Raw genomic sequence first — 22,834 nt, forward strand, 5'->3', positions numbered from 1 at the left:
AGCATGAAAAGTCACGAGAATGCGCATAGCCATTTTCGCCACGATATTGCTGATCGCTCTCCTCTATGCGGCGTGGAAGGGTGGCGGACCCGAGCGGGCGATGGTCGGAATAGCCGTTACCATCGTGGTCTGGGATCGCTTGTTGGTCGCTTCTGGGATGGTCTCCTATCATGTGCTCGATATTGGTTATCTCGCGCACGACGCATTTGGAGCCCTAGCGACGCTTGCCCTGGCGATGGTCGCGTACCGCTTCTGGACCATTCCCGCGGCGATCCTTCATGCTTTGCCCCTGCTCGCCCACCTGAGCCGAGCCGTGGACCTCTCCATCAGTCCTGTCGTGTATCTGACGATGCAGGTGGCATCGTCCTGGCTGGTCCCACCCCTGCTAATCCTTGCAACCTGGCATCACCAGCGTCGCCTGAAGCAGTGCGGCAGCGATCCGTCCTGGCACATCTCGTGGAAATCGCGGTCCCCGGACGCGGCGCAGCGCTCGCCAACGCTCTCCTAGACGAATTCCAGTCGCTAGGCCGCCTGTGGGCGCAAGAGCCCGAGGCCATAGCAAGGATCGTCGGCAGCAATTCTGCCGTGGCATCCCTTATCCTTCAAGCCCGCGACACCGCAATCGCGGCGGCGAGTTCCGACATCCGCGGGATTCGCATCGATCCGTTCGCGGCCGAGGTCAGGCAATATCTGATCTTGTCGATGGGCAGCCTTGCCGACGAGCGCTTCCGCATCCTGTTCCTGGATTCTTCGCACCGCCTGATCACCGACGAAGAGATGCAGCGCGGGACGATTTCCCAGATCAGCCTCTACCCGAGAACCATCTTTCGGCGTGCCCTCGAGGTGAACTCTGCCGCCATCATTCTCGTCCACAATCACCCGAGCGGCGATCCCAGCCCAAGCGCGGAAGATATCGAGGTGACGAGGCGCCTCGACCAGATAGGCCGCTCGCTCGGGGTCGAGGTGCTCGACCATATCATCGTGACCGCTGCTTACGCACATCACCTCATCAATCGCGGTCCGACCGCCAATCGGGAGGCGGCGGCGCCATATACGCTTCGAAGCCCTGACAGCCAGCAGACCTCGGACGGCGAGGACCTGGCGCTCGCCAATGCGCGCGCAATGATGCGGAGACGGCTGCTCCGCCAACAACTGCTCGGTGCGCCCGAACTCTTCGGCGATCCCGCGTGGGAGATGTTGGTCGACCTCTTCATCCACGAATGCGAACGCAAGCCCATCTCGGTGACATCGCTATGCGTTTCCCCGAGCATCCCGATGAGCAGCGCCATTCGGCTCTGCCAGAAGCTCTGCGACGCCAACCTCATCCGGCGCAAACCAGATCTCTACGATGGTCGCCGCGTCTTCATCGAACTCACGCCTGAGGTGTCCCACCGCCTTCGCGCCTATTTCCTCGCCGGATCAGATTGATCTTCGTTGCGGCTCAGTTCGGCCGCGAACTTCGCGCCGCCATCCATCCGCTTTGCGAGTGCATCGACAAATCCCTCCCACCGCCGCTTGCCGGTCGCCTGCGCCGCAGCGAGAGCGTTGGCAGGAAGCGGTGTCGTGCTGGTCAGCCAGTGCCGCACGAAGACCGCCAGCGTCTCGTTGGTAAGGTCGGTATGCCATGCGAGCCGTTCGAGGAGGCGAACCAAGCGGTCGAGGCGCCGGATCAGGAGAGCTTCGGCCCGATCCTGATCTTGGGGCAGCAACAAGGCGCTGAGCGCCGCCTCGACGACCTCAGTCTTGGTAGTGCCGCGTTGCCGGGCCCGATCTTCCAAACGTCGCACGAGGCCAGCGTCGAGGCGAAACGTCTGTTTGATATGGGCGCGACTCACAGGTCGATCCCGTCGCCGGGATCGAGCGAGGCATTTCGCGCTGCGCGCGACAGGCGGCGATCGGCAGCGGCGCGGGCGCGGGCTGCGTCGCCTTGTGCGTCGTCGTCGGCGTAGTCGAACTCGCCCTGCACCGGACGGCTTGGCGGCGCGACATCTTCATGTGCCGGAAGCTCGGGTTCCTGCCGGATCCCGCTATTCGCAGTGTCGCTCTCGCTTTCGTTTTGCTCCTTTGCATCAGGCGCGGGCAATGCGAGGCGAACGGGAGCAGGTGCAGCTTCCTCCCTCCGCGCCCAATCATTGGGCTTCATCGGTCCGGCCTTCCGATGTGGCGGCGCAACAATCCGCGCACGGAACCGGGCGTCGAGGAAATAGCGCGCCTTCCTCGCCCGGATCGGCGGAAGACCCGCGACCATCACGATCTCGTCGTCGGGCTGGAGCTGCATCACCTCGCCAGGCGTGAGCAAGGCACGGGCCGTCTCGGTACGCGATATCATCAGGTGACCGAGCCAAGGCGAGAGCCGGTGGCCCGCATAATTCTTCATCGCCCGCTGTTCGGTCGCGGTTCCGAGTGCGTCCGATATGCGCTTGGCGGTTCGCTCGTCGTTCGTCGCGAAACTGACGCGGACATGGCAATTGTCGAGGATCGCGTTGTTCTGGCCATAGGCCTTCTCGATCTGGTTGAGCGACTGGGCGATCAGAAAGGCCTTGATCCCGTACCCCGCCATGAAGGCCAGCGCGCTTTCGAAGAAGTCGAGCCGTCCAAGCGCCGGGAATTCGTCGAGCATCAGCAACAGCCGGCGCGGCCGCGCCGCCGGATTGAGCTCCTCGGTGAGGCGCCGCCCGATCTGGTTGAGGATCAGGCGGATCAGCGGCTTGGTCCGGCTGATGTCTCCCGGCGGTACGACGAGATAGAGCGACACCGGGACATCGTCTTCCATAAGGTCGGCGATCCGCCATTCGGACGATCCGGTGACGGCGGCGATGACCGGATCGCGGTAGAGGCCGAGAAAGGACATGGCGGTCGAGAGCACGCCTGAACGCTCATTCTCGCTCTTGTTGAGGAGCTCCTGCGCTGCAGCCGCCACCACCGGGTGAGCCGATGCGCCGAGGTGCTTCGTCGTCTTCATGCGTCGCAGCGTCGTCTCGATCGGACGGCGCGGGTCCGACAGGAAAGCGGCAACTCCCGCGAGCGTCTTGTCCTCCTCGGCATAAAGGACATGGAGGATCGCGCCGACGAGAAGCGCGTGGCTCGTCTTCTCCCAATGATTGCGTTTCTCGAGGCTGCCCTCGGGGTCGACGAGCACGTCGGCGACATTCTGCACGTCGCGCACCTCCCATTCGCCCCGCCGCACCTCGAAGAGCGGATTATAGGCGGCCGACGCCTTGTTGGTCGGATCGAAGAGCAGCACGCGGCCGTGCTTCGCGCGGAAGCCCGCGGTGAGCTCCCAATTCTCTCCCTTGATGTCGTGGACGATGCAGCTGCCGGGCCAGGTCAGCAGCGTCGGGATGACGAGGCCGACGCCCTTCCCCGACCGCGTCGGAGCGAAGCAGAGGAGATGCTCGGCGCCATCATGCCGCAGATAGCGTTTCCCGAGCCGCCCGATGATCACCCCGTCCTCGCCGAGCATGCCGGCGGCGCGAACCTCGCGTTCGCTTGCCCAGCGCGCCGAGCCATAGGTCTCGGCGCGCCGCCGCTCGCGGGCGCGCCAGATCGACATGAAGATCGCGACGACGATCGACAGGAAGCCGCCGGACGCCGCGATCGCCGCGCCGCGATAGAAGACCGGCGGCGCATAGGCATCGAAGGCGAACCACCACCAGAAGAAAGCGGGCGGCGGGTAAACGGGATAGCCCGAAATCCGGAACCAGGGATCGCCGAGCGCCGCCTGATAGCCAAGCTCCCATGCCGTCCACTGCGTCGCGGTCCACACCGCACCAAGGACGATCAGGAAGATGACGGTGATTTGTCCCCATAGGATGCGGTCGTTCATGGGTCTTCTCCTGTCCGGTCAGATGCCGATCCCGCGGCCGCGGCCGAGCGACCAGTCGATGCCGTGGGTCGCCGTCGCGGTTCCGCTGATATGCTTGCCGAGATGCGGCTCGAGCGCGGGTCGCCAGGGCACGAGCTGGAAACCCATCCCGTCGTCGATCATCGCGAAGCGCCCCGAGGCGAGCTGCACGCGCTCGCGATAGATGCCGCTCACATGCTCGCCCGGCGCCGACGGCCGATGCTCGAGCCCGGTTCGCGCCGCAATCGCGTCCACCGCCGCGTCCATCTCATTGCGGCGGAGTGTCTCGATCCGTTCCGTGGAGGATGGGCGCTCCATGCCGCGCGGCAACAATTCCTCGCGCTCGAGAAAGGCGGTGCGCGCCTTCATCGCATCTCGGACCTCGCCGCCGAAGCCTTGGGAGCGCATCGACCGGTCGGGCCCGGCGAGCTGCCGGTCGAGCCATGTCGCGCCGCGCGCCTCGACCTGTTCGCCGAGCGGCAGATCCGAGCGAACCGTGAGCGAGATATGGCGGGCACTATCACGTCCGTCCCAGTGCCTCAGCTCGACAATCGCGCCGGGCTTTGCGTCACCGGTCCATTCAAGATCGGGAAAGCGGATATGGTGGGTTCGGCCATCGATCCCGTCGACGATCGCAAAGGCAGAACCCGCGAGTTCGTCGTCGAGGCCCCGCGCCACCAGACGGCCGATCACAGAACCGTCGCCCTGCTCGCCGATCGCCAGGGCCGAAGGATCGAATGCAATCCCGCGCGCGGCCATCTCGCGGTGCATGGTCTTGATGATGTCGCCGCGTTCCCCGATCGCGCGAAGTCTCTCCTCGGCCACCGGATCGACAAGATATTGGGCCGGTCCGACGCGCGAGGCGAGCCCCAGCGCCTCGAGCTTCGCGACGCGCCCCAGCAGATGCCGGTTGGCTCCCGCCTCGGGTCCCGCGACCGGGCGAAGGTCGACGATTGCATTCTCGCGCGATCGCCGCGCAAGCTCGGCATCGAGGCTGGTCCAGCGCTCGGCCTCGACTTCGCGGCGTAGCGCGGCATCGACCTGAAGCTCGCTCCTGGGGCCAAGCTCCAGGGTCGCGATCTCGGACGCGCGGCCGCGCACACCCTCTGCCATATAGCCCCGGTCGACGACGAGATCAGTGCCATCGGCCGCGACCCCGCGCACCAGGACATGGATGTGCGGATTGTCGGTATTCCAATGATCGACCGCGACCCAGTCGAGGCGCGTCTCGAGATCGACCTCGAGCTGGCTCATCAGGTCGCGCGTGTAGCCGCGCAGGTCGCCAAGTTCGGCCGCGTCCTCGGGACTGACGATGAAACGGAAGTGGTGACGATCGCCGCCGCAGCGCTCGGCGAAGAATCCGCGATCGGCCTCATCGCCGGCGGCGTCGAACATAGAGGCGTCGCGTCCGTCGCGGGTCACGCCGTCGCGTTCGAGATAGGCTATGTGACGTCCGAGCGGGGCGGCACGAAACCCTGCGCCGCGATGCCGGACGATCCTCGCCATCACAGTTACACGGCGCATCGCGGGACCGCGCCGGATGACCGCTAGCGCCCTGCGGCCGCGCCCGTGGCGACCGGTCCCGCCGCGCGAAGGCCCCGCGCGCCGGAGCCGCGTGGCGCCGGAACGCGCGGCCGCGCGCCGCACCTCCGCCGCGAGCCGCTTGCCGCGACCGGCGGAACCCGCCCCCGCGTCTCTCCCCCTTCCCGGCCTGACCCGGAAGTCATGGTCGTCATCGCTCATCGGCTGGATGCCAGACGGAAAGCCGTTGAAAGGAAAGGCGTAACCCGCCTGCGATATGGCACGGCAGGCCGCGTGCCATACGCAAAAGCCGATACAAACCAACCACATACCGCCAGCAAGCTGGCCGGTCTTTTATCTTGCCATGCCCCCTTCCCCTTCCAGACAAGCCAGAACAGCCAAACCAACAGGTCCGGGCAAGCCATCGAAGCCGAGGCGCGACAGATCATTGGTCGCGGCCGGAAAGCGGAACGAAGAGCGTCGCAGGCGCACGACGTTCCGCACGTTCCACTGCATCGGCGCTGCGCGCGGATTGCAGCGGAGCTGCACCGGGCAGCGCGGCCGCATCGTCGCCGGGGCGTTCGGCGAACAGCGAAGCGCTGCGCCAGGACGGTGCCGTCGGTGTCGGCGCGGGGGCGAGCGAAGCGATGCCCGATGCGCCGATCGCCGGTGCAATCGCGGCAACATAGGCGGCAGTCTCTGCGGGAAGTCGGCGGCGACCCGCCGCATAGGCGTCGGCGCGGCCCGGTCCCGCATTATAGGCGGCGAGCATGAGCGATACGTCGCCATATCGGTCCCACATCATGCGCAGATAGGCAGCACCCGCATGGATGTTCGCTCGCGTGTCGAAGGGGTCTGATCCCAGCCCGAATCGTGCAGTCAGCATGGCCCAGGTTCCTGGCATGATCTGCATCAACCCCATCGCCCCCGCATGTGAGACGGCGCGCGATCGGCCCCGGCTTTCGACATGCATGACGCGCCATATCCATGCCTCGGGTATGGCGAACCGGTGCGAAGCCTCGCTGACATGGGCCGCATAAGGATGCACGGCAGGCGCAGCGACAGGCTGCTCGCGCGCTGCCGCCGGAACGGCAGGCAGCGCCGCGAGCGCCAGCAAAGCGGCAGCGGCTAGGCGCATGGCGCGGAAGCGCGCCGAGCGCGCCGAGCGAGCCGAGCGAGCCGAAGACCGCATCGCTCAACCCTTCGCCTGCGGTGCCGGGCGCGACCAGAGCAGATGATATTCATCCTCGCTTCGCGTCGAGCGAATGAGGTTGGCGCGCAGCGGCGCCGGCAAGGCCGGGTCGTCGATCTGCAGCGCGATATACGAACCGGCGCGTTCGCCGCTGCGGTCCCAGCCGGCTCCGATCTCGACGCCATCGTCGGCCTCGACAAGCAGCACCCGCCAGCCCGGCGCGTTTTCCGCGTCGGACGGCGCCGCCGGAACGATCGCGATCATTACATCGAGAAGGAGGGTCCGGATCGATCCTGCATAGCCATCGCCCGCAGTCTGAAAGCTTCCGATCATCATGATGTCTGTTCCTCGTCCGGCAGGTTGGTGGAATGCCGCGCGCCGTTCCGGCGCCAGCGAAGCGGCGCGCCGGAGGCGTCGCGGGTGAGAATGGGATGCGCGGTGCCGATGACGGCGGATGCCGGAAGCGGCCCGAAATATCGGCCGTCGAGGCTGTCGGGAGACAGACCTAGGACGAATAGCTCGCCACGCTCCAGTCGGCGGCAGCCGAGCCAGAGCGGCAGCGTTCGCCCCATGCGGTCGGCCGATCGCGTGCGCGCCGCAGGCGCGCCGTCGATCGTGACGAAGACGCCGCTGCGGCAGACGAGCGCGCCGTTCGTTGCTGCGACCCGTTTCAGGAGGGGCACGCCGCGCGGCAAATAGCCGCGCTCCGAAAGCCAGTCGGAGAACGGCGCGGGCGGCGCAATGGCGACAAGGTCGCCGCGCGCGGGCTTGGCGCCGACGTCGATGGCGTAGAGCCCGACCGGCACGCTCGCGCTGGCGTTCCAGATGAACCGCGGGTGCGGCGCGAGGATCGCGGCCGCGCCGAACAGCCCGCAAAAGAGCGCGCCGCAGGCAGCGGTCGTGCGGAGCCACCGCCGGTTCATGGACGGGCCTCGCCGCGGCGGAGCCACGCGGCATGGCGTTCGGCTGAGTAGGAGCGGAACGGCAGTGCGGCTGCGAGCCGCTGCCCGATATGGCGCCAGTGATCGGGCGACACGTCGCACGCATCGACGCCCGCGGCCTCGATCATGTCGATCTCTCGGCACACCGCTCGGATGGGTTCGAGGTCGGAAAGGCTGAGAAGAATTTCCCCTCCGGGTTGAACACCGGGTTGGATCGCGTAGGGCGCACCGGCTGCGACCGCCCTGATGATGGCAAGGCTCGAGAACAGGCATCCGAAATCGTTCACGGTGCAACCGATCAGCCCGAAGGTCGCGCCCGGACGGAAAGACGCGATGCGCTTGTGCGGTCCGCCGGACCGCTCGGCGGCAACCCGCCCGAAGCGCAGCTGCTGTTCGAGCCGGCCCTCGATCCAGGTCATCTCGACGTCGGTCAGGCCGCTTGCCGGCAACACGACGCCGACAGGCGGAGGGGCGGCCGGCGGCTTGGGCGACGGCAAAGCCGATGCCATTCGCGGGCGCATCAGCGGCGACCCGGGCGCAGCGGCGAGATGTCGCCGACGCCGGGATCCGACGTCGATGTCTTGCGTCCGATCGCCGCCCAGGCGTCGAGGTCGGCGATCGCATAGACAACGCGTCCTCCAAGCTTGTGATAGCGCGGTCCGGTCCCGTAGCAGCGATGCTTCTCGAGCGTCGCCGCCGACAGGCTCAAGTGGACGGCTGCTTCCGGCGTCCGGAGATAGCGGGCGACGACGGGCGTGGGACGATCGGACAATGGGGCCTCCTGCCAAGGACCGGAACCGGGATCAGGGTTCAGGAACGAGGAGGCGTTCTTGGAAAATCATACGAAGGATTCGGAACGGACAAAGCGAAGGGCGTCGGAATGTCCCGATCAGGCCGCGCCGAGCAGAGCGTTGAACCCGCCGTCCCGCATGGCAACGGCGGCGCGCTGCCAGCGCGCGATGCGGCGGCGTTCGCTCGACGCGTCCCACTCGGCCGCGGAATAGTGGCGCGCCTCGGCGAGCAGCAGCGCCGCTGCCATGTCGCGGGCCGATGCGCCCTCGGCTATGGCGTCGAGAAGGCGAAGCCATTGCACCAGGCGCCAGTGCTCGGTCGCGCCCGGGACACTGTCCGGCGCGGGACGAGCGCCACCCGTATCGAGAAGTTCACGGTGCAGCGCCATGATCAGCGAGGCACGGAGGCCGGCCTGCCCATCGGCGGGTGTGAGATACGCCAGCCGCTCGTTCGCGCGGCAGCGCCGGATCAGCAGACGATAGCGCCGTCCCCCGGCGAGCAGGACGACATGCCAGTCGCGGTACGAAAGCAACTCGGCGGCAATCTCGGGTCCGTCGACGATCTGGGCGAGGCGCAGCGCGGCAAAGCCCTTGGGCGCCGGGCGCGCGATCGTGACGAAGGCGCAGGTCTGCGGCCGCCACAGGGCGGGTGCGGCCGCGGCCGGAAGATCAGGATCGAAGGCGAAAGACCAACCCCCAGCGGCTGGCGAGCCGCCGAAAGAGCCGCGGGCGGTCGGCGCCCGGCGCCGCCGCGGCGGCGGCATAGCCGCTGCGATAGGCGGGGCTTCGGCGCAGGAATTCCTGCGCGAAGTCCGCGCGATCATATCGCTCGAATATTTTCGGAAAATATGGCGACTGCCATCCGACTGCCTGATCCATTCGCACCTCCGACCCGTTTGAGGAGAATAAACCGCCGCTTTCAGCCAATATTGCCCCGCCCATGGCGGCGTGGTTACCGGCGCATACATCATGGACTTAGCGCAAAAATATCCGAGCTACGCACGCTAAAGCCCTCAAATTGGATATAACATCGCCCGGCCGAGACCGGGCGATGGGCGCCGCATCAATTGTCGTTGCGGCGATTCTGACGGCTCCAGACCAGGTCATATTCGCCCTCGTCGCCAGCGAAGAGCTGCGCGAAGATCGGGGCGATGAAGCTCGGGTCGTCGAGTTTGACCGAAAGATAGGGACGCTTGTCCTGGCTCGTCTTCGACCAGGCTGCGCCGACCTCGGCATCGCCGACGAATACGCGGTGGCTCGGGGCGTTGCCGCTGTGGTTCTGCTCGGGGGTGATACGGACCGCTTGGGCCTGCACCGAAAGGGTGACGATCTCGCCCTGATATTCACCCGAGACGAGTTTGAAGCTGCCGATCTTGCTCATGACGATGTCCTTTGCTGCATGTCGGGCCGCACCAGCGCGGCCTCGATGCGCATCGACAGCCGGCACGGGAGCGCGCCGCAGCCGCCAGGCCCGGAGCGAAGCGGAGGACGGCGGGCCGAGGCTTTCTTGGCTCGCGAGGAACGGCGGAACGCCGGGGGAAGAAAGTCGCAGGCCCGCGGTTGCGGCCAGCGATCCAGCGTCAGCGGCTTGCCGGCAGATGGCGCAGATCGGAGGCCGGGCTGGTGCGAGATGCTGCGAGGCTTCGACGCGAGATCAGTCTTTCAACCGACCCGGTTGAGGAAGGAGTTCGGGCTCAAGCTGTGCCGAGCGCTCCGTCGCACGGGGGGATTCCTCTCGGCTGTCCCGAGCCCCCGCCAGGCTGCAACGGCCGCCGCGAGAGCGCCTGCAATTCCGAGCGCCTCAAGCGTATATCCTCCGCCGATCGCGAGCCCGGCCAGCCCCTTCGCGGCCTGATAACCGGCAAAACCGGCGGGGCCGGAAAATGCCGCCGCGACGATCGCGCGATAAAAGGGCGGCAGGACAGCGCAAAGTGCCCGTCCGGCAACGAGGATGAGAACTCCGACCAGCAATCCTGCCGCGATCGATGCCGGATAGCCGAAGTCGCGGCCGATGAGGTAAATCGAGATGCCGACGCCGGCGTAAAGCGGAAGCGCCACCGCAGCCAGGCGAAACATCAGCACGGCGATATAGATGGCGGCCGCGGCGCCGAGGATGATGATGAAGGTCACGGGCGTCCTCCTGTCGGACGCGCTCTCCACCACCACCGCAGCGCAATCTGCCTCGCGGGCATAGCGAAATCGCCCCGAAGGTGAAACCGGAACCGGGTCCACCCTGGAGCGAAATCCCGCGCGATATCAGCGGTTGAACGGGTCATATTCGCAGACGATGCAAGCGGGGTCGCCGTCGAACTCGTCGAGCGGCATGACCGAATATCCAGCCGATGTTTCAACGAGGACGATGATCGTCATCATCGTGCGGGCGAGATTCCAGCCAAGCGATTGGGCGGTTGAAAGCGGCATATCGAGGCTCCTGTCGGGGAGCGGGACCATCCCGCTCGACAGTCGCCCCGCCGGACGGGGACAGGCCGCAATCACCGCAGCGAAGCGAAGGCCCAAGCGCAGCGCCGGGACCCCTTGCGGGTTGATTGAAGGAGGCCGGTCCTCGGCCCAGGGATCAGCGGCTATTCGAGAGCGGGTGGGGCCGCTTCCGGGCCGGAGACATGGCGCTGATCGAGCGTCGGTTTGCAGGATTACGCGTCGATGACGGAAATCTCATCTGCTCCAGGGATCGACGATCTCGATACCGCAATGTTCGAAATCCCGGCTGTTTCGCGTCGCCAGAATAGCTCCCCGCGAACGGGCGATCGCGGCGATCTGGGCGTCAAACTGGCTTATCGGGCGCCCCATGCCACGGCGTGCCGCTGCGATTTCGGCAAATGCCGTCGCTGCGTCGCCGTCGAATGCCAGGAGGCGACCGGAAAAATCCTCGGAGAACGTCAAGAGTGCGGCGGCTGCCAGTTCGTCGCGCCGCCGACCTTTGTCAAGAATTGCGATACCGTAGAGAATTTCCGCCTGGGTGACCGTCGTCACGAAGAGCGACGAAGCAGCTTGCCGCCCGATCCAGTCGAGAACCCGCGGCTCAGGCGCGGCCCGCAAGACTTCGGATAATATATTGGTGTCGAGGAGGATCATGAGAGATCGATGGGCTCGCGCGTGTCCTCGCGTGGCGCAATGTCGAGTTCGATGCCGCCGAGCGGCGCGAAGCGCGCGCGAATGGCCGCCGCGAGATTGCCCATCGGCGCATCGTCGGTAGAAAGCGCCGAGCGGAGGATGTCGCGCACCTCTTCTTCCATCGAACGGCCATGCGCTGCCGCCTGCAGCCGCAGCCGGCGCTTCAGCGCGTCGTCGATGCCCCTGATCGTCATGCTGCCCATGTCGCGTCTCCTTGAGCGTAGATATTAGTCATTGACTGCAAAACAATCAATGACTGCAAAGGAAAGTGCGGCCCCGCTCGAAGGCGGAGCCGCAATGCTGTCAGTTGCCGGGGGCGTTCCAGATCAGCACCTTCTTCGAGGGATCGTCGCCCGGCGCGTTCGCGACATTGCAGAAGATCTCGCCGAGTTCGGGGGCCGACAGCGACACCGAGATATATTCGGCGCCGGTCGAGCGCGCGGTTTTCGTCCAGCCGCCGCCGAGTTCGAAGCCGTTCCGGCGGCTGACCACGCGGAAGTCGGGCTCGCTTTCCTTCATCTTGCGGCCGTTCGGAACGATCGCGATCGGCACGGTGACCATCAAGGTCGCGAGCGTGCCCTCGTAGCTTCCGTCGTCCTTGAGGGTCAGATTTCCAATGGTGGTACCCATGTTCAGTCTCCTTTGATGCTCGGGGACCATCCCCGATGGCGCCAGAAGGAGGGGCCGTGAGCCGCCGTCACCGAGCGCATGCGAGGGCGAACCCCCGCAGGGGGTTGACGGCATTAGGCGAGCCGAGCCCCGCAATCAGGCAGCCAATGCGGGAAAGGTCCCATGCAACGGGAGACAATGGGCCTCAGCGGAATCATGACTCCGGACGCGAAAGCCAGGCTCGCGGCCGTCGCGATTGCCCCGCTCCGCGCTCCGTTGCCGCATCCCGGCGCAAGGGCCCGAACCTTCAGTATGCCCCGCCGCCGGCTCGTACCTCCCTCCGGCCGGCGGCGCCCCCGGCACCCTCGCTTTCCGGTCTTTCATCCACAGCGATGACACCGCTTCGCCGCAGCGCGCCTTGACGAACAGCGGGCAATGAGAACAAAGAAGGAACATAAGACCAGCTTACCGAGTTATCCGCACCTATGCGCCAGTCCGTCGTTCTTGAAGATATTCGCGCCAAAATTGCGCAAATCGAAGGCGTTGGCGCGCGTCATGACGTCATTCCGTTCGGGATCGATGATCTCGACTCGCGAATCCCGGCGCGCGGAATCGCGACGGGCGCGCTCCACGAGCTCGCCGGCAGCCCCGAACTGGCCGACGATGCGAGCGCCACGATCTTCCTCGCCGGCATCCTCGCGCGGAGCGACGGCCCGGTTTTCTGGTGCCTGCGCTGGCGCGATCTCTTCGCCCCCGCGCTTCATCTAGCCGGACTGCATCCCGACCGGCTCATTCATGTCGAAGCGGGCAGCGACACCAACGTCCTCCTCGCGATGGAGGAGTGCCTCCGCCATCCGGGGCTCGCCGGGGTCGTCGGCGAGGTCAAGAAGTACAGCACCACCGCGTCGAAGCGGCTGCAGCTCGCCGCCGAAGCCTCGGGCGTCCCCGCCTTCATCTTCCGCCGGGCCTGCAAGGCCGGCGAGCCTGCCGAAGGCAGCGCCGCTTTGACCCGCTGGCGCATCACCGCGAGTCCGACCGAGGATCTCGGCATCCCCGCGATCGGACGCGCGCGCTGGCGCGTCGCGCTCGAGCGCGCGCGCGGGGGCAATCCCTACAACTGGATCGTGGAGGGCTGCGATGCGACGGGTCGTATCGCTCTTCCTGCCGCACTGGTCGACCGACCGGCTGCGCAGGAAGATGCGCAAGCCGCAGCCTGACGGCAGCGCCCCGCCCCGCCCGCTCGTTACCGCGATTCCCGACCATGGCCGGCGTATCGTCGCGGCGACGTGCCGCGAGGCGCAAATGCTTGGCATCCAGACAGGCATGACGATCACGAAAGCGCGGGCTTTCGCGCCCGAGCTGGATGTCGTCGACGCCGAGCCCGAGGCTGATCTCGACGGGTTGCGTCGCCTCGCCCTCTGGGCAGGTGCACGCTATTCGCCGGTTGTCGCGCCTGATCCGCCCGACGGGCTCTGGCTCGACATCACGGGCTGCGCGGCCATCTTCAGCAGCGAGCGAGCCTTGCTCAAGGATCTTCACCGCCGCGTCGCGGCCTTCGGTCTCAGCCTGCAAATTGCGGTCGCGGACACGGCCGGCTGCGCGCATGCGGCCGCCCGCCATGTCCCCGCCGGGCGGCCTGTCACGGTTGAACCCGGAGCGCACCGTAAGGCGATCGCGCTCCTACCCGTCTCAGCGCTCCGCCTGCCGTCCGCCGATGTCGAAGGCCTTCGCAAATTGGGCTTCGAGCGGATCGAGCAGCTGATCGGGAGCCCACGCGGTCCGCTCGCGAAACGGTTCGGGCGCGAACTGCATCGCCGGCTCGACCAGGCACTCGGCACGCTGCCGGAGCCGATCGAACCGCTCTTCCCCGAAGAGCTGCCGCAGGCGAGGCGCGGCTTCATGGAGCCGCTCGCGACGGCGGACGCCTTGGCGCAGGTGATCGGCGACCTTGCGCACGATATCGCGGGCCAGCTCAACCGCGCGGGAACGGGCGCGCGGCGCCTCGACTGCTATTTCCACCGCGTCGACGGGCAGACGCAGGCCATCCGTGTCGGAACCGCCTCGCCCTCGCGCGATCCCCGGCATCTTGCGAAGCTGCTCGCCGCGCGGATCGAGAGCATCGATCCCGGTCTCGGGATCGAGGCGATGACCCTCGTCGCCGCGCTCGCCGAGCGGCAGCCAGGGAGCCAGGCCGACGCGCTCGAAAATATCGGACGGCGCGGACCCGATCTTCCCGCGCTGGTCGACACGCTCGCCAATCGCTTCGGGCAGCGCGCGCTCCAGCGCGCGGCGCCGCGACCGAGCGCGATGCCCGAGCGCTCGGTTGCTGCCCTCCCCGCGCTCGCGCCCGAGACAGGCGAGAGCTGGAGCGACTGGCCGCGGCCGTCGCGCATGCTAGCGCGGCCCGAACCAGTCGATGTCGTCGCCTTGCTCCCCGACGATGCGCCGCGCCTCTTCATCTGGCGCCGTAAACGCTACCGGGTCACCCAAGGCGATGGACCCGAGCGGCTCCAAGGCGAATGGTGGCGCGAGGGCGGGATCGAAGGCGAAACCCACCTCACCGTCCGCGACTATTATCAGGTCGAGACCGAGACGGGCGGCCGTTACTGGCTCTTCCGCCTCGGCGACGGGGTCAATCCCGCAACCGGTTCGATGCGCTGGTTTATTCACGGAGCATTCGCTTGAGAATGCGACCGGTAGCGAACCGCATTCGCTTGAGACTGCCACCGGTGTTTAACTGCATTTGCGTGATGCGGCCATCAAGCAGCGTTGCTTTCGCATGACCGATGACGGGGCGGCCTATATCGAGCTGCAGGTCACGACGCATTTCAGCTTCCTGCGCGGGGCCTCGTCGCCCGAGGAGCTCTTCACCGCCGCTGCCATGCTCGGACTGCCCGCGCTCGGCGTCGCCGACCGGCACAGCGTCGCCGGGATCGTGCGCGCGTGGGACGCCGAGAAGGTTACCGGCGTTCGCGCGTTGACCGGCACGCGCCTCAATCTTGCCGATGGCACGGCACTTCTCGTCTATCCAACCGACAAGATGGCCTATGGGCGGATGTGCCGGCTGCTCAGCGTCGGAAAGACGCGCGCCGGCAAGGGCGCCTGCCATCTCGACTGGCCCGATCTCGAGGACTGGAACGAGGGTCTGCTTGCGATCCTGCTTCCCGACCGCGCCGATGGCGCAGCCGAGGCGGCGATCGCCCGCGCCAGTCGCATCTTCGGCGATCGCCTCTATCTCGCACTCACGATCCGGCGCCGCCCCGGCGACGCGATCAGGCTGCGCGATCTCGCAGCCTTGGCCGCCAAAGCGAAAGTGCCGACGCTCGCAACGGGCGACGTCCTCTATCACATGCCCGACCGGCGCCTGCTGCAGGATGTCGTCACCTGCATCCGGGAGAAATGCACGATCGACGAGCTTGGTGATCGCCGCGAGCGCTTCGCCGACCGCCACATCAAGACGGCGGCCGAGATGGAGCGCCTGTTCCGCCGCTACCTCAAGGACAGCTCGCCGGTCGCCCGCACGGTCGATTTCGCGGCGCGCTGCACCTTCAGTCTCGAAGAACTGCGTTACCAATATCCCGACGAGATCCAGGTTCCTGGACGCACCCCGCAGGAGGAGCTTGAGCGGCTGACATGGGAGAAGGCTCCCGTCCGCTACCCCGAAGGCGTCAGCACCGAGGTCCGCACTCAGCTCGAGCATGAGCTGCGATTGATCGGAGAACTCGATTACGCCCCCTATTTCCTGACGGTTCACTCGATCGTCGCCGAAGCCCGCCGCCGCGAGATTCTCTGCCAAGGCCGCGGCAGCGCGGCGAACAGCGCGGTCTGTTACGTCCTTGGTATCACTTCGATCGATCCGGTGCGGTCCGAACTCCTGTTCGAACGCTTCGTCAGCGCCGAGCGCCGGGAGCCGCCCGATATCGATGTCGACTTCGAGCATGAGCGGCGCGAGGAAATCATCCAGTGGATCTACGAGACCTATGGCCGGACCCGCAGCGCGCTGACCGCAGTCGTCACGCGTTATCGTTCGCGCGGCGCCGTCCGCGAAGTCGGCAAGGCGCTCGGGCTTAGCGAAGACATCACCGCGGGGCTCGCCGGCGCGGTCTGGGGTTACAGCCGCGAGGGCGTCGAGGAAAAGCATGCCGAAGCGCTGAACCTCGACCTCGGGGACAAGCGCCTCGCGCTGACGCTCGAGCTCGCGCGCACGCTCATCAACACGCCCCGCCACCTTTCGCAGCACCCCGGCGGCTTCGTGCTGACGCGCGACCGGCTAGACGAACTCGTGCCAATCGAGCCCGCCGCGATGGAAGACCGGCAGGTCATCGAATGGGACAAGGACGACATCGACGCCCTCGGTTTCATGAAGGTCGACATCCTTGCTTTGGGGATGCTGAGCTGCATGCGCCGTGCCTTCGAATTCCTGCACGATCACAAAGGACTGAAGCACGATCTTTCCACCATTCCCGCGGAAGATCCCGCGACCTATGCGATGATCCGCAAAGCCGACACGCTGGGCGTTTTCCAGATCGAGAGCCGCGCCCAGATGGCGTCGATCCCGCTCATGGCGCCGCGCACCTTCTACGATCTCGTCATTCAGGTCGCGATCGTCCGGCCGGGCCCGATCCAGGGCGACATGGTCCATCCCTATCGCCGCCGCCGAAACGGACAGGAGGAGGTGACTTACCCGACCCCCGAACTCAGGCGCGTGCTTGAGAAGACGCTGGGGGTCCCGCTCTTCCAAGAGCAGGCGATGCGCGTCGCGATCGAATGCGCCGGCTTCACCCCGAGCGAGGCCGATCTCCTCCGCCGCGCGATGGCGACCTTCAAACTCACCGGCGGGGTCAGCCATTTCCGCGACAAGCTGATCGATGGCATGGTCGGCCGCGGCTACGACCGCGAGTTTGCCGAAAAGACCTTCAAGCAGATCGAGGGTTTCGGCTCCTACGGCTTTCCCGAAAGCCACGCCGCGAGCTTCGCGCTCATCGCCTATGCCTCGTCGTGGATGAAATGCCATCATCCCGACGCATTCTGCGCCGCGCTGCTCAACGCCCAGCCGATGGGTTTTTACGCGCCCGCGCAGATCGTCCGCGATGCCCGCAATCATGGCGTCGAGATCAGGCCCATCGATGTCAATCACAGCCGCTGGGACTGCACACTCGAAGAAGCGGCCAACGGCAAATATCATGCGGTGCGCCTGGGTCTGCGCATGGTCCGCGGTCTCGCCAATGAGGATGGCGCCGCGGTCGCCACGGCCCGTGCCGGCGAGCCCTATAGCAGCGCCGAGGAAATCCAGCGCCGCGCCGGGGTCGGGCGCGGCGCGCTCGACCGGATCGGCGACGCGGACGGCTTCGCCTCGCTCGGAAGCTCGCGCCGGGAAGGGCTATGGGAAGTGAAGGGCCTCGGACCTGCCGCCCTTCCCCTCTTTCAGGCTGCCGACGAACGCGCCGGACGTCTCCAGCGCGAAGCGCTGGAACCCGAAACGCTGCTCGCGCCGATGGGCGAAGGCGCCGAGGTCGTCGAGGACTATAGAGCGTCCGGTCTGTCACTCAGGGCCCATCCCCTCGCCTTCCTGCGCGACGAGCTTCGCTCGCGAAAGATCATCACGTGCCGGGAGCTTCACGGCATCAAGGACGGCCGCTGGGTCAACCTCGCCGGGGTCGTTCTCGTCCGCCAGAAGCCGGGCTCGGCAAAGGGCGTCATGTTCATCACCCTCGAAGACGAGACCGAGGTCGCGAACCTCGTCGTGTGGACCAATGTCTTCGAGAAATATCGCCCCGTGGTCCTCGGCGCCGCGATGATGGGTGTGCGCGGTCAGGTTCAGCGCGAGGGCGAGGTCATCCATATCGTCGCGCAAAGGCTCGACGACCTCTCCCCGCTGCTCGCGAGCGTCGGGCAGCGCAAGGACATCGCCGATATCTACAAGGTAGGCCGCGCCGACGTCGTCAAGAGCCCCGTGGGTCCCGACCCGCGCGATCCGGAGACGAAGCCGCTCGGCCGCAATCCGCGCGACATCTATATTCCCGACCTCCGCCTCGGGTCCGGTATCATTCCCGGCCAACCCACCGAGGGCATCAAGATCAAGCCACGGGATTTCCGTTAGCTTTCAAATGGCAGGCGGCGGAACTCGACATGGTTTCAGGGGTCTAGATCATGAGGGGCCAGCGCATGCCCCGCCAAGGTCGGCCAGGCACGCAACCAAATGGAGTGATGCCGATGAACCGCCTGATGATCCTTCCCCTCGCAGCCGCAACCGCCATGGTAAGTGCCTGCGCCTCCACAGGCAGCAGCTACGCCTATGACGACGGCGGCTATGGCTATTATGATCGTGCCTATTACGACCAATATGGCCGCTACGACTATGACCGCCCCGATCCGCGCTACAGCGGCTATTATGCGGAGAATTACTATCGCAACGACCGACGCTATCGCGAACGCCGCCTCAACGACAACGACCGGATCTATCGCGGCCGCGACAATAAATATTACTGCCGCCGAAACGACGGGTCGACCGGACTGATCGTCGGCGGGATCGCCGGCGGCGTGCTCGGTAACGTCATCGCCGACGGCAGGTCGGAAACGCTGGGCACCGTGATCGGTGCCATCGGCGGCGCAGCCGTCGGGCGCGAAATCGATCGCAGCAATGTGCGCTGCCGATAGTCGCAAAATAATCGACGGCCGTTGGAACGATCTGGCGGTCAGCGCGTATCTACTTTGCAAGCTCGGGTCTCAGGACCCGACTTCAGGAAAGCCCCGCAGCCTTGTGCAGCGGGGCTTTACCTTTTTGGGCGTCGGATGCGCCCCACTTCCAACTTTGTTAACGCTCGGGGTCTAGGCTGAGCGTGCGGGATTTCAGGAGGTTCGGCCGTCCGCAGGTGGAACCGGTCCTCCCGGTGGGCGGTAATTCTCGGCAAGGAGCTGAGCGATGTCGACCCCGGTCAAATATTCACCCGATGCGATCGAGATCGAGCTGATCCGAAGTCTCTACGATGGCCTGCTGCCCTCGCTCGTGATGTCGCTCGGCTTTCTCATCTGCGGGGCGCTGATCATCGAACAATCGGGCGACATGCTGATCGCGGGACCCTATGCGATCGGCGTCCTCGCCTCGATCGCCCGGCTCCTCGTCGCCTCGTGCGACGCAGCTGCCGCGGATAATCCCGCGATCACACTCGGTGAGGCCCGCCGGCTCGAGCGCCGCTATGCGGCGAGCTATATCGTCTTTGCAGCCATGCTCGGCTTCTTCGCGGCGCGCGCGCTTGCCCTCCCCGATCCAGCCATCGACAAGCTCGCGATCTGTCTCGTCATCGGCTATGCGGCGGGCGTCGCGGCGGGGACGAGCCTTCGCCCGCGCATCGCCATCGCCGCGCTCCTTCTCGCCGTCATGCCGCCGGTCGTCACGATGCTCGTTGCCGGAAAGCCACTCCACATCGCGACCGCGCTGATGACCGCCGCTTTCCTAGCGGGCGGTATCTTCAGCTTGCGCAAACGACACGCCCGCGCCCTCGACGACATTGGCCGGCGGCTCACCTTCGCCTCGCTCGCGCGAAGCGACGGGCTCACGGACTTGCCCAACCGGCTGGCGCTGCGCGAATGGTTCGACCGCCATGTACGCGCCGCTAAGCTCCGCCCGATCGCACTACACTGCCTCGACCTCAACGGCTTCAAACCTGTGAACGACAGCTTCGGCCATCCCGTCGGCGACGCGTTGCTCACCGCGGTCGCGAGAAGAATTTCGGGAACCTTGCGCGAAGGCGACATTGCCGCGCGGCTGGGAGGCGACGAGTTCGTGATCATCCAGCTTCAGATCGGCAATCCTGACGAGGCCTATATGCTCGCGGAACGCGTCGCAGCCTCGATCGCGCGTCCCTTTGCCGTCGGAAGCCATGATATCCGCGTCTCGGCGTCGATCGGTTACATCGTCTGCGACGACCTGTCGCGCGACCTTGAACAACTGATCAGCCTCGCCGACGAGGCGCTCTACACCGCAAAGCGAAGCGGCCGCGGCATATGCCGATATCAGGACGCTGCCGAGGTACAGGCAGCGGCTTAAAAACGGCCAGGGAGCAGCAACATCCGTTCACGTCGCGCGTTGGTGCTGCGAGGGGGATCGAGGATGAATGATGCCCCGTATTCTATTGCTCATGACGTCCGTCCTCGCAATCGGTGCCGCCACCCTTTCGCTCCAGTCCTGCGGCAGCGAACCGGTTGAGGCCGCACCGCCGGAAGCAGCGACGAGCGCGCTCGTCACGCTTCCCGATGGATCGACGATGGCGGCAGCATCCGGATCGCTCACGCGCGAGATGGCCGATTGGCTTGCATCGCGCGATGGCCAAAGCGAGACATTCACTTTTCATGGCTTCGACGAAGACAGGCCCAAATTGACGAGCATCGGTCTCGGCCGAGCCGCGGACCTCGCCACCGTCCTTCGCGCGGCTCCGGCCGCGACGATCGAAATCGCCGGCGACGAAGCCCAGATCAGCCTCCTCGCCCATTTGCTCGAGGATCGCGGCATCGCATCCGAACGGATGAAGATCGTCCCGGCGGCCGGGATCGGAACGGCGATGCTGACGCTCCATCGCGGCTCCATGTCTCCGCTGATGACGGCAAAGTCCTGAACCTCTATGAGGTGAATGAAGGCCAGCTTTAGCCTGCCAAGTCCTCGAACCACCGCGCGTAGGGCGTGTTGACTGCCATATGCCGGTTATAGTCCGGGGCTCCATCGTCCCACCACACCGGTCCGCGCTCGCCAAGCGCGCGTTTCGACCGATCGATCGCCGAGCGGGCCCGCCGAAGCGCGACGCCATCCCTTGCTGCGAGCGCCGTTCGCACGTTCCGCCGGGCAGTCATTAGTTCGGAAACAAGTCGCTCGCGCTGGCCAGGCTCAAGCGCCGGGTTCGACATACGCCAAAGGCGGCCGCGAATGACGAAATAGCGGCCGTCGGGGGTGACTTGGATTGTGTCGGGCCGCTGCTCAGACACGGCCGAAAAAGGAAGGCGATATAGTCGTGTGCCGGCGACCGAGGGGTTTGTGATCGCCGGCACCCGTGAGGATGGCAAAGTCGGAAACTTCGGCCATCCCGGAAACTCAGGGCAATGTGCGGCGTCCGCGCCCGAATACGAAGGCGACGATGAAGAGGACGACGCCGATCACGAGCAAGATCTTGGCGAAGTCGGCCGAAAGGCCGGCGATGCCGCCGAAGCCGAGAAGCGCCGCGACGAGCGCGACGACGGCAAAGATGATAGCCCATCTGAACATGATAAATCTCCCGTCTGGACGCAGTCCGCCAGTCGCCCGACCGCGTGAGCGGGGGACGGTGAAAGCTGCGCCGATTCATCCGTGGTGGATGTCCGGGTAACGCTGGCTCGTTTAGAAAGTTCCGCGCCGAGCGCGCCTCCGCATCCCCGGAATAACCTGTGTTAATCCGAAAAATTTTCTCGGGAACGCTTGCCGTCGTCGGCGCGTCATTCGGGGTTGAGAGCGCCACTCCGCTCAACCGGCGAAAGAGGTATCGAAGGCAAGGTGCCGACAGAATCGCGGCACAGACAGGCGCAGATTGCTGCGCCTTCTGGGCCGGGCCGCAGCTCCCGCGCGGCCCGGCTTCGCGAGCGCAGACACAGGAGACCATGATGGCGGATGACAAGAGACTGACGGGCGCCTCCGATCGCGATCGGATCAGCCTTTCCGAAGATTATGAGATCCGCGATTGGAGCGAGAGCCTCGGCGTGGGCGAAGAAGAACTTCGCGAGGCTGTCGATGCTGTCGGAAACAGCGCGGACGCGGTCCGCGCCTATCTGAACCACGGCCGATGACTCGGGACACTGCAGCAACGGCTCCGGTCGAGCGGATAGCCAGGGTCCTTGCCGGACATGAGCTCAGCCGGAACGGCGAAGGCGAACTGCGGTCGGCGGCCGATGCCGTCGACATGCTCTGGCCGGAGTATACCGCCGCGGCGCTCGCTATCCTCAAGACGATGCGGGAGCCGAGCGGGCGCATGCTGGCAGTCGGGGATGCCGGGGTGTGGGAAAGAATGATCACCGCGGCGATCGAGGACGAGACGATCTCCGAGAGCTGATCGTTCAGCCACGCGACACGAGGCCGGTGGTAAAGCCGCCGATATGCCTCTCACCACCGATCTCCCTTGGGAGCAACTCGCGATCTATGCGGCTGGCGCCGCGCTCGTCTTGATCCTGCTGTTCAAGATCCCCTATGTCGGCCGCGTGCTGCGCGGCCTCTTCTCCTTCGCGCTTCTCGCCTTCGCGATCTTCCTCATTCTTCAGCACGCCCCCTTCGATCCGAACCTCGGCCGCCTCACCGCGGCGATTGGTCTCGATCGACAGCAGGTCGTCGGCAGCGAGGTGCGCATTCCCATGGCGCGCGACGGACATTTCTGGGTCGATGCCGAAATCAATGGCGTTAAGCGAAGGATGCTCGTCGACAGCGGCGCCACCGTGACCGCGCTATCGCAGGAGACCGCCCGCGCAGCCGGGGTCGAGGCCGATGCAACGCTGCTGCCGCTCCTGATGCAGACCGCGAACGGGACGGTGCGGGCCGAGGCCGGAACGGTCGATGCGCTCGCGGTCGGCGCCATCGAGGTACAGCGGCTGAAGGTCGTGATCTCACCCGCTCTCGGCAATACGGATGTGCTCGGCATGAATTTCCTGTCGCAGCTCGCCGCCTGGCGCGTCGAGGGCCGCACGCTCTTCCTTGTTCCTCAACCCGCCGACGTCGACCCCTGATAGACACGGCACGGATTCGCCTTTGTTCCATTTTTGTTCTATGTTCCGTGACCGACTCGCAACGAAAGAC

Annotated in this window: 28 protein-coding genes; 11 read left to right on the plus strand and 17 right to left on the minus strand. The window is 66.0% G+C overall.

Translation table 11 applies throughout. The annotated features are described in order from the left end of the window. Window positions 1–19: 19 nt before the first annotated feature. Together KEC45_RS10635 and KEC45_RS10640 are read left to right on the plus strand one after the other, a co-directional pair. Entirely contained in the window at window positions 20–508 is a 489-nt protein-coding gene (locus KEC45_RS10635) for a hypothetical protein (protein ID WP_252172006.1), read from the plus strand. Between the two features lie 77 nt (window positions 509–585). Beyond that, the gene (locus KEC45_RS10640; protein WP_252172007.1) at window positions 586–1,428 is read left to right on the plus strand and encodes a JAB domain-containing protein; all 843 of its coding nucleotides are present in this window, start codon (window positions 586–588) and stop codon (window positions 1,426–1,428) included. Here the strand turns inward: KEC45_RS10640 and KEC45_RS10645 are convergent. The 16 genes from KEC45_RS10645 to KEC45_RS10720 all read right to left on the minus strand — a co-directional run bounded on the left by KEC45_RS10645 (window position 1,404) and on the right by KEC45_RS10720 (window position 12,051). After that, window positions 1,404–1,835 (minus strand): CopG family transcriptional regulator, encoded by a 432-nt coding sequence (locus tag KEC45_RS10645; RefSeq protein ID WP_252172008.1) that lies wholly within the window; start codon window positions 1,833–1,835, stop codon window positions 1,404–1,406. The genes KEC45_RS10640 and KEC45_RS10645 overlap by 25 nt on opposite strands. After that, a complete protein-coding gene (locus KEC45_RS10650; protein WP_252172009.1) occupies window positions 1,832–3,826 on the minus strand; it encodes a conjugal transfer protein TraG in 1,995 nt (664 codons plus the stop codon). Before KEC45_RS10650 ends, KEC45_RS10645 begins: the two co-directional genes overlap by 4 nt. A gap of 18 nt (window positions 3,827–3,844) precedes the next feature. Further along, window positions 3,845–5,368, minus strand: coding sequence for a relaxase/mobilization nuclease domain-containing protein (locus KEC45_RS10655; protein ID WP_368389966.1), 1,524 nt, complete (start codon window positions 5,366–5,368; stop codon window positions 3,845–3,847). 442 nt (window positions 5,369–5,810) lie between these two features. Further along, the gene (locus KEC45_RS10660) at window positions 5,811–6,557 is read right to left on the minus strand and encodes a lytic transglycosylase domain-containing protein (RefSeq protein WP_252172011.1); all 747 of its coding nucleotides are present in this window, start codon (window positions 6,555–6,557) and stop codon (window positions 5,811–5,813) included. 3 nt (window positions 6,558–6,560) lie between these two features. Continuing rightward, entirely contained in the window at window positions 6,561–6,893 is a 333-nt protein-coding gene (locus tag KEC45_RS10665; protein ID WP_252172012.1) for a DUF736 domain-containing protein, read from the minus strand. After that, window positions 6,890–7,480, minus strand: coding sequence for a S26 family signal peptidase (locus KEC45_RS10670; protein ID WP_252172013.1), 591 nt, complete (start codon window positions 7,478–7,480; stop codon window positions 6,890–6,892). The genes KEC45_RS10665 and KEC45_RS10670 overlap by 4 nt, the downstream gene beginning before the upstream one ends. Beyond that, on the minus strand, window positions 7,477–8,007 hold the full coding sequence (locus KEC45_RS10675; protein ID WP_252172014.1) for a DUF2840 domain-containing protein: 531 nt from the start codon (window positions 8,005–8,007) through the stop codon (window positions 7,477–7,479). The genes KEC45_RS10670 and KEC45_RS10675 overlap by 4 nt, the downstream gene beginning before the upstream one ends. 11 nt (window positions 8,008–8,018) lie before the next feature. Next, the gene (locus KEC45_RS10680) at window positions 8,019–8,270 is read right to left on the minus strand and encodes an AlpA family transcriptional regulator (RefSeq protein WP_054727809.1); all 252 of its coding nucleotides are present in this window, start codon (window positions 8,268–8,270) and stop codon (window positions 8,019–8,021) included. 117 nt (window positions 8,271–8,387) lie between these two features. Continuing rightward, window positions 8,388–9,053, minus strand: coding sequence for a DUF2285 domain-containing protein (locus KEC45_RS21965; RefSeq protein ID WP_082395579.1), 666 nt, complete (start codon window positions 9,051–9,053; stop codon window positions 8,388–8,390). Next, on the minus strand, window positions 8,959–9,231 hold the full coding sequence (locus KEC45_RS10690; RefSeq protein WP_368389942.1) for a DUF6499 domain-containing protein: 273 nt from the start codon (window positions 9,229–9,231) through the stop codon (window positions 8,959–8,961). The genes KEC45_RS21965 and KEC45_RS10690 overlap by 95 nt, the downstream gene beginning before the upstream one ends. Before the next feature lie 121 nt (window positions 9,232–9,352). Then, complete coding sequence (locus KEC45_RS10695; RefSeq protein ID WP_054727811.1) at window positions 9,353–9,670, minus strand: DUF736 domain-containing protein; 318 nt, start codon at window positions 9,668–9,670, stop codon at window positions 9,353–9,355. 281 nt (window positions 9,671–9,951) lie between these two features. Further along, window positions 9,952–10,419, minus strand: coding sequence for a hypothetical protein (locus KEC45_RS10700; RefSeq protein WP_137893783.1), 468 nt, complete (start codon window positions 10,417–10,419; stop codon window positions 9,952–9,954). A gap of 126 nt (window positions 10,420–10,545) precedes the next feature. Continuing rightward, the gene (locus KEC45_RS10705; RefSeq protein WP_167346271.1) at window positions 10,546–10,710 is read right to left on the minus strand and encodes a hypothetical protein; all 165 of its coding nucleotides are present in this window, start codon (window positions 10,708–10,710) and stop codon (window positions 10,546–10,548) included. 252 nt (window positions 10,711–10,962) lie between these two features. Then, the gene (locus tag KEC45_RS10710; protein WP_054727815.1) at window positions 10,963–11,382 is read right to left on the minus strand and encodes a type II toxin-antitoxin system VapC family toxin; all 420 of its coding nucleotides are present in this window, start codon (window positions 11,380–11,382) and stop codon (window positions 10,963–10,965) included. Further along, the gene (locus KEC45_RS10715; protein ID WP_054727818.1) at window positions 11,379–11,624 is read right to left on the minus strand and encodes a hypothetical protein; all 246 of its coding nucleotides are present in this window, start codon (window positions 11,622–11,624) and stop codon (window positions 11,379–11,381) included. The genes KEC45_RS10710 and KEC45_RS10715 overlap by 4 nt, the downstream gene beginning before the upstream one ends. Before the next feature lie 100 nt (window positions 11,625–11,724). After that, window positions 11,725–12,051, minus strand: coding sequence for a DUF736 domain-containing protein (locus tag KEC45_RS10720; protein ID WP_054727820.1), 327 nt, complete (start codon window positions 12,049–12,051; stop codon window positions 11,725–11,727). 464 nt (window positions 12,052–12,515) lie between these two features. Here KEC45_RS10720 and KEC45_RS10725 point away from each other — a divergent pair, with 464 nt between their 5' ends. The 6 genes from KEC45_RS10725 (at window position 12,516) to KEC45_RS10750 (ending at window position 20,642) form a co-directional block, all read left to right on the plus strand. Next, a complete protein-coding gene (locus KEC45_RS10725; protein ID WP_054727824.1) occupies window positions 12,516–13,247 on the plus strand; it encodes an ImuA family protein in 732 nt (243 codons plus the stop codon). Further along, window positions 13,168–14,715, plus strand: coding sequence for a DUF6504 family protein (locus tag KEC45_RS10730; protein WP_054727825.1), 1,548 nt, complete (start codon window positions 13,168–13,170; stop codon window positions 14,713–14,715). The genes KEC45_RS10725 and KEC45_RS10730 overlap by 80 nt, the downstream gene beginning before the upstream one ends. A 94-nt stretch (window positions 14,716–14,809) precedes the next feature. Continuing rightward, entirely contained in the window at window positions 14,810–18,130 is a 3,321-nt protein-coding gene (locus KEC45_RS10735) for an error-prone DNA polymerase (RefSeq protein ID WP_137893787.1), read from the plus strand. Between the two features lie 113 nt (window positions 18,131–18,243). Further along, on the plus strand, window positions 18,244–18,687 hold the full coding sequence (locus KEC45_RS10740; RefSeq protein ID WP_062183763.1) for a glycine zipper 2TM domain-containing protein: 444 nt from the start codon (window positions 18,244–18,246) through the stop codon (window positions 18,685–18,687). Between the two features lie 265 nt (window positions 18,688–18,952). Beyond that, on the plus strand, window positions 18,953–20,077 hold the full coding sequence (locus KEC45_RS10745; RefSeq protein ID WP_062179597.1) for a GGDEF domain-containing protein: 1,125 nt from the start codon (window positions 18,953–18,955) through the stop codon (window positions 20,075–20,077). 70 nt (window positions 20,078–20,147) lie between these two features. Further along, window positions 20,148–20,642: a hypothetical protein gene (locus tag KEC45_RS10750; RefSeq protein WP_152682331.1), complete on the plus strand. Its 495-nt coding sequence runs from the start codon at window positions 20,148–20,150 to the stop codon at window positions 20,640–20,642. A 470-nt stretch (window positions 20,643–21,112) separates the two neighbouring features. Here the strand turns inward: KEC45_RS10750 and KEC45_RS10760 are convergent, their stop codons facing one another. Beyond that, window positions 21,113–21,283 carry a DUF1328 domain-containing protein gene (locus tag KEC45_RS10760; protein ID WP_077029184.1) on the minus strand — a complete coding sequence of 57 codons (171 nt, stop codon included), beginning with the start codon at window positions 21,281–21,283 and terminating at the stop codon, window positions 21,113–21,115. Between the two features lie 371 nt (window positions 21,284–21,654). On the opposite strand from KEC45_RS10760, the gene KEC45_RS10765 reads away from it, so the two are divergent. From KEC45_RS10765 to KEC45_RS10775, 3 genes are read left to right on the plus strand one after another with little or no spacing between them, the layout of a single operon-like run. Beyond that, a complete protein-coding gene (locus KEC45_RS10765; protein ID WP_252170964.1) occupies window positions 21,655–21,837 on the plus strand; it encodes a DUF3606 domain-containing protein in 183 nt (60 codons plus the stop codon). Continuing rightward, window positions 21,834–22,100 carry a hypothetical protein gene (locus KEC45_RS10770; RefSeq protein WP_137893792.1) on the plus strand — a complete coding sequence of 89 codons (267 nt, stop codon included), beginning with the start codon at window positions 21,834–21,836 and terminating at the stop codon, window positions 22,098–22,100. The genes KEC45_RS10765 and KEC45_RS10770 overlap by 4 nt, the downstream gene beginning before the upstream one ends. A 43-nt stretch (window positions 22,101–22,143) precedes the next feature. Continuing rightward, a complete protein-coding gene (locus KEC45_RS10775) occupies window positions 22,144–22,764 on the plus strand; it encodes a TIGR02281 family clan AA aspartic protease (protein ID WP_252170965.1) in 621 nt (206 codons plus the stop codon). Window positions 22,765–22,834 lie beyond the last annotated feature (70 nt).

The sequence above is a fragment of the Sphingopyxis sp. USTB-05 genome (assembly GCF_023822045.1).
Taxonomy (GTDB): Bacteria; Pseudomonadota; Alphaproteobacteria; order Sphingomonadales; family Sphingomonadaceae; genus Sphingopyxis.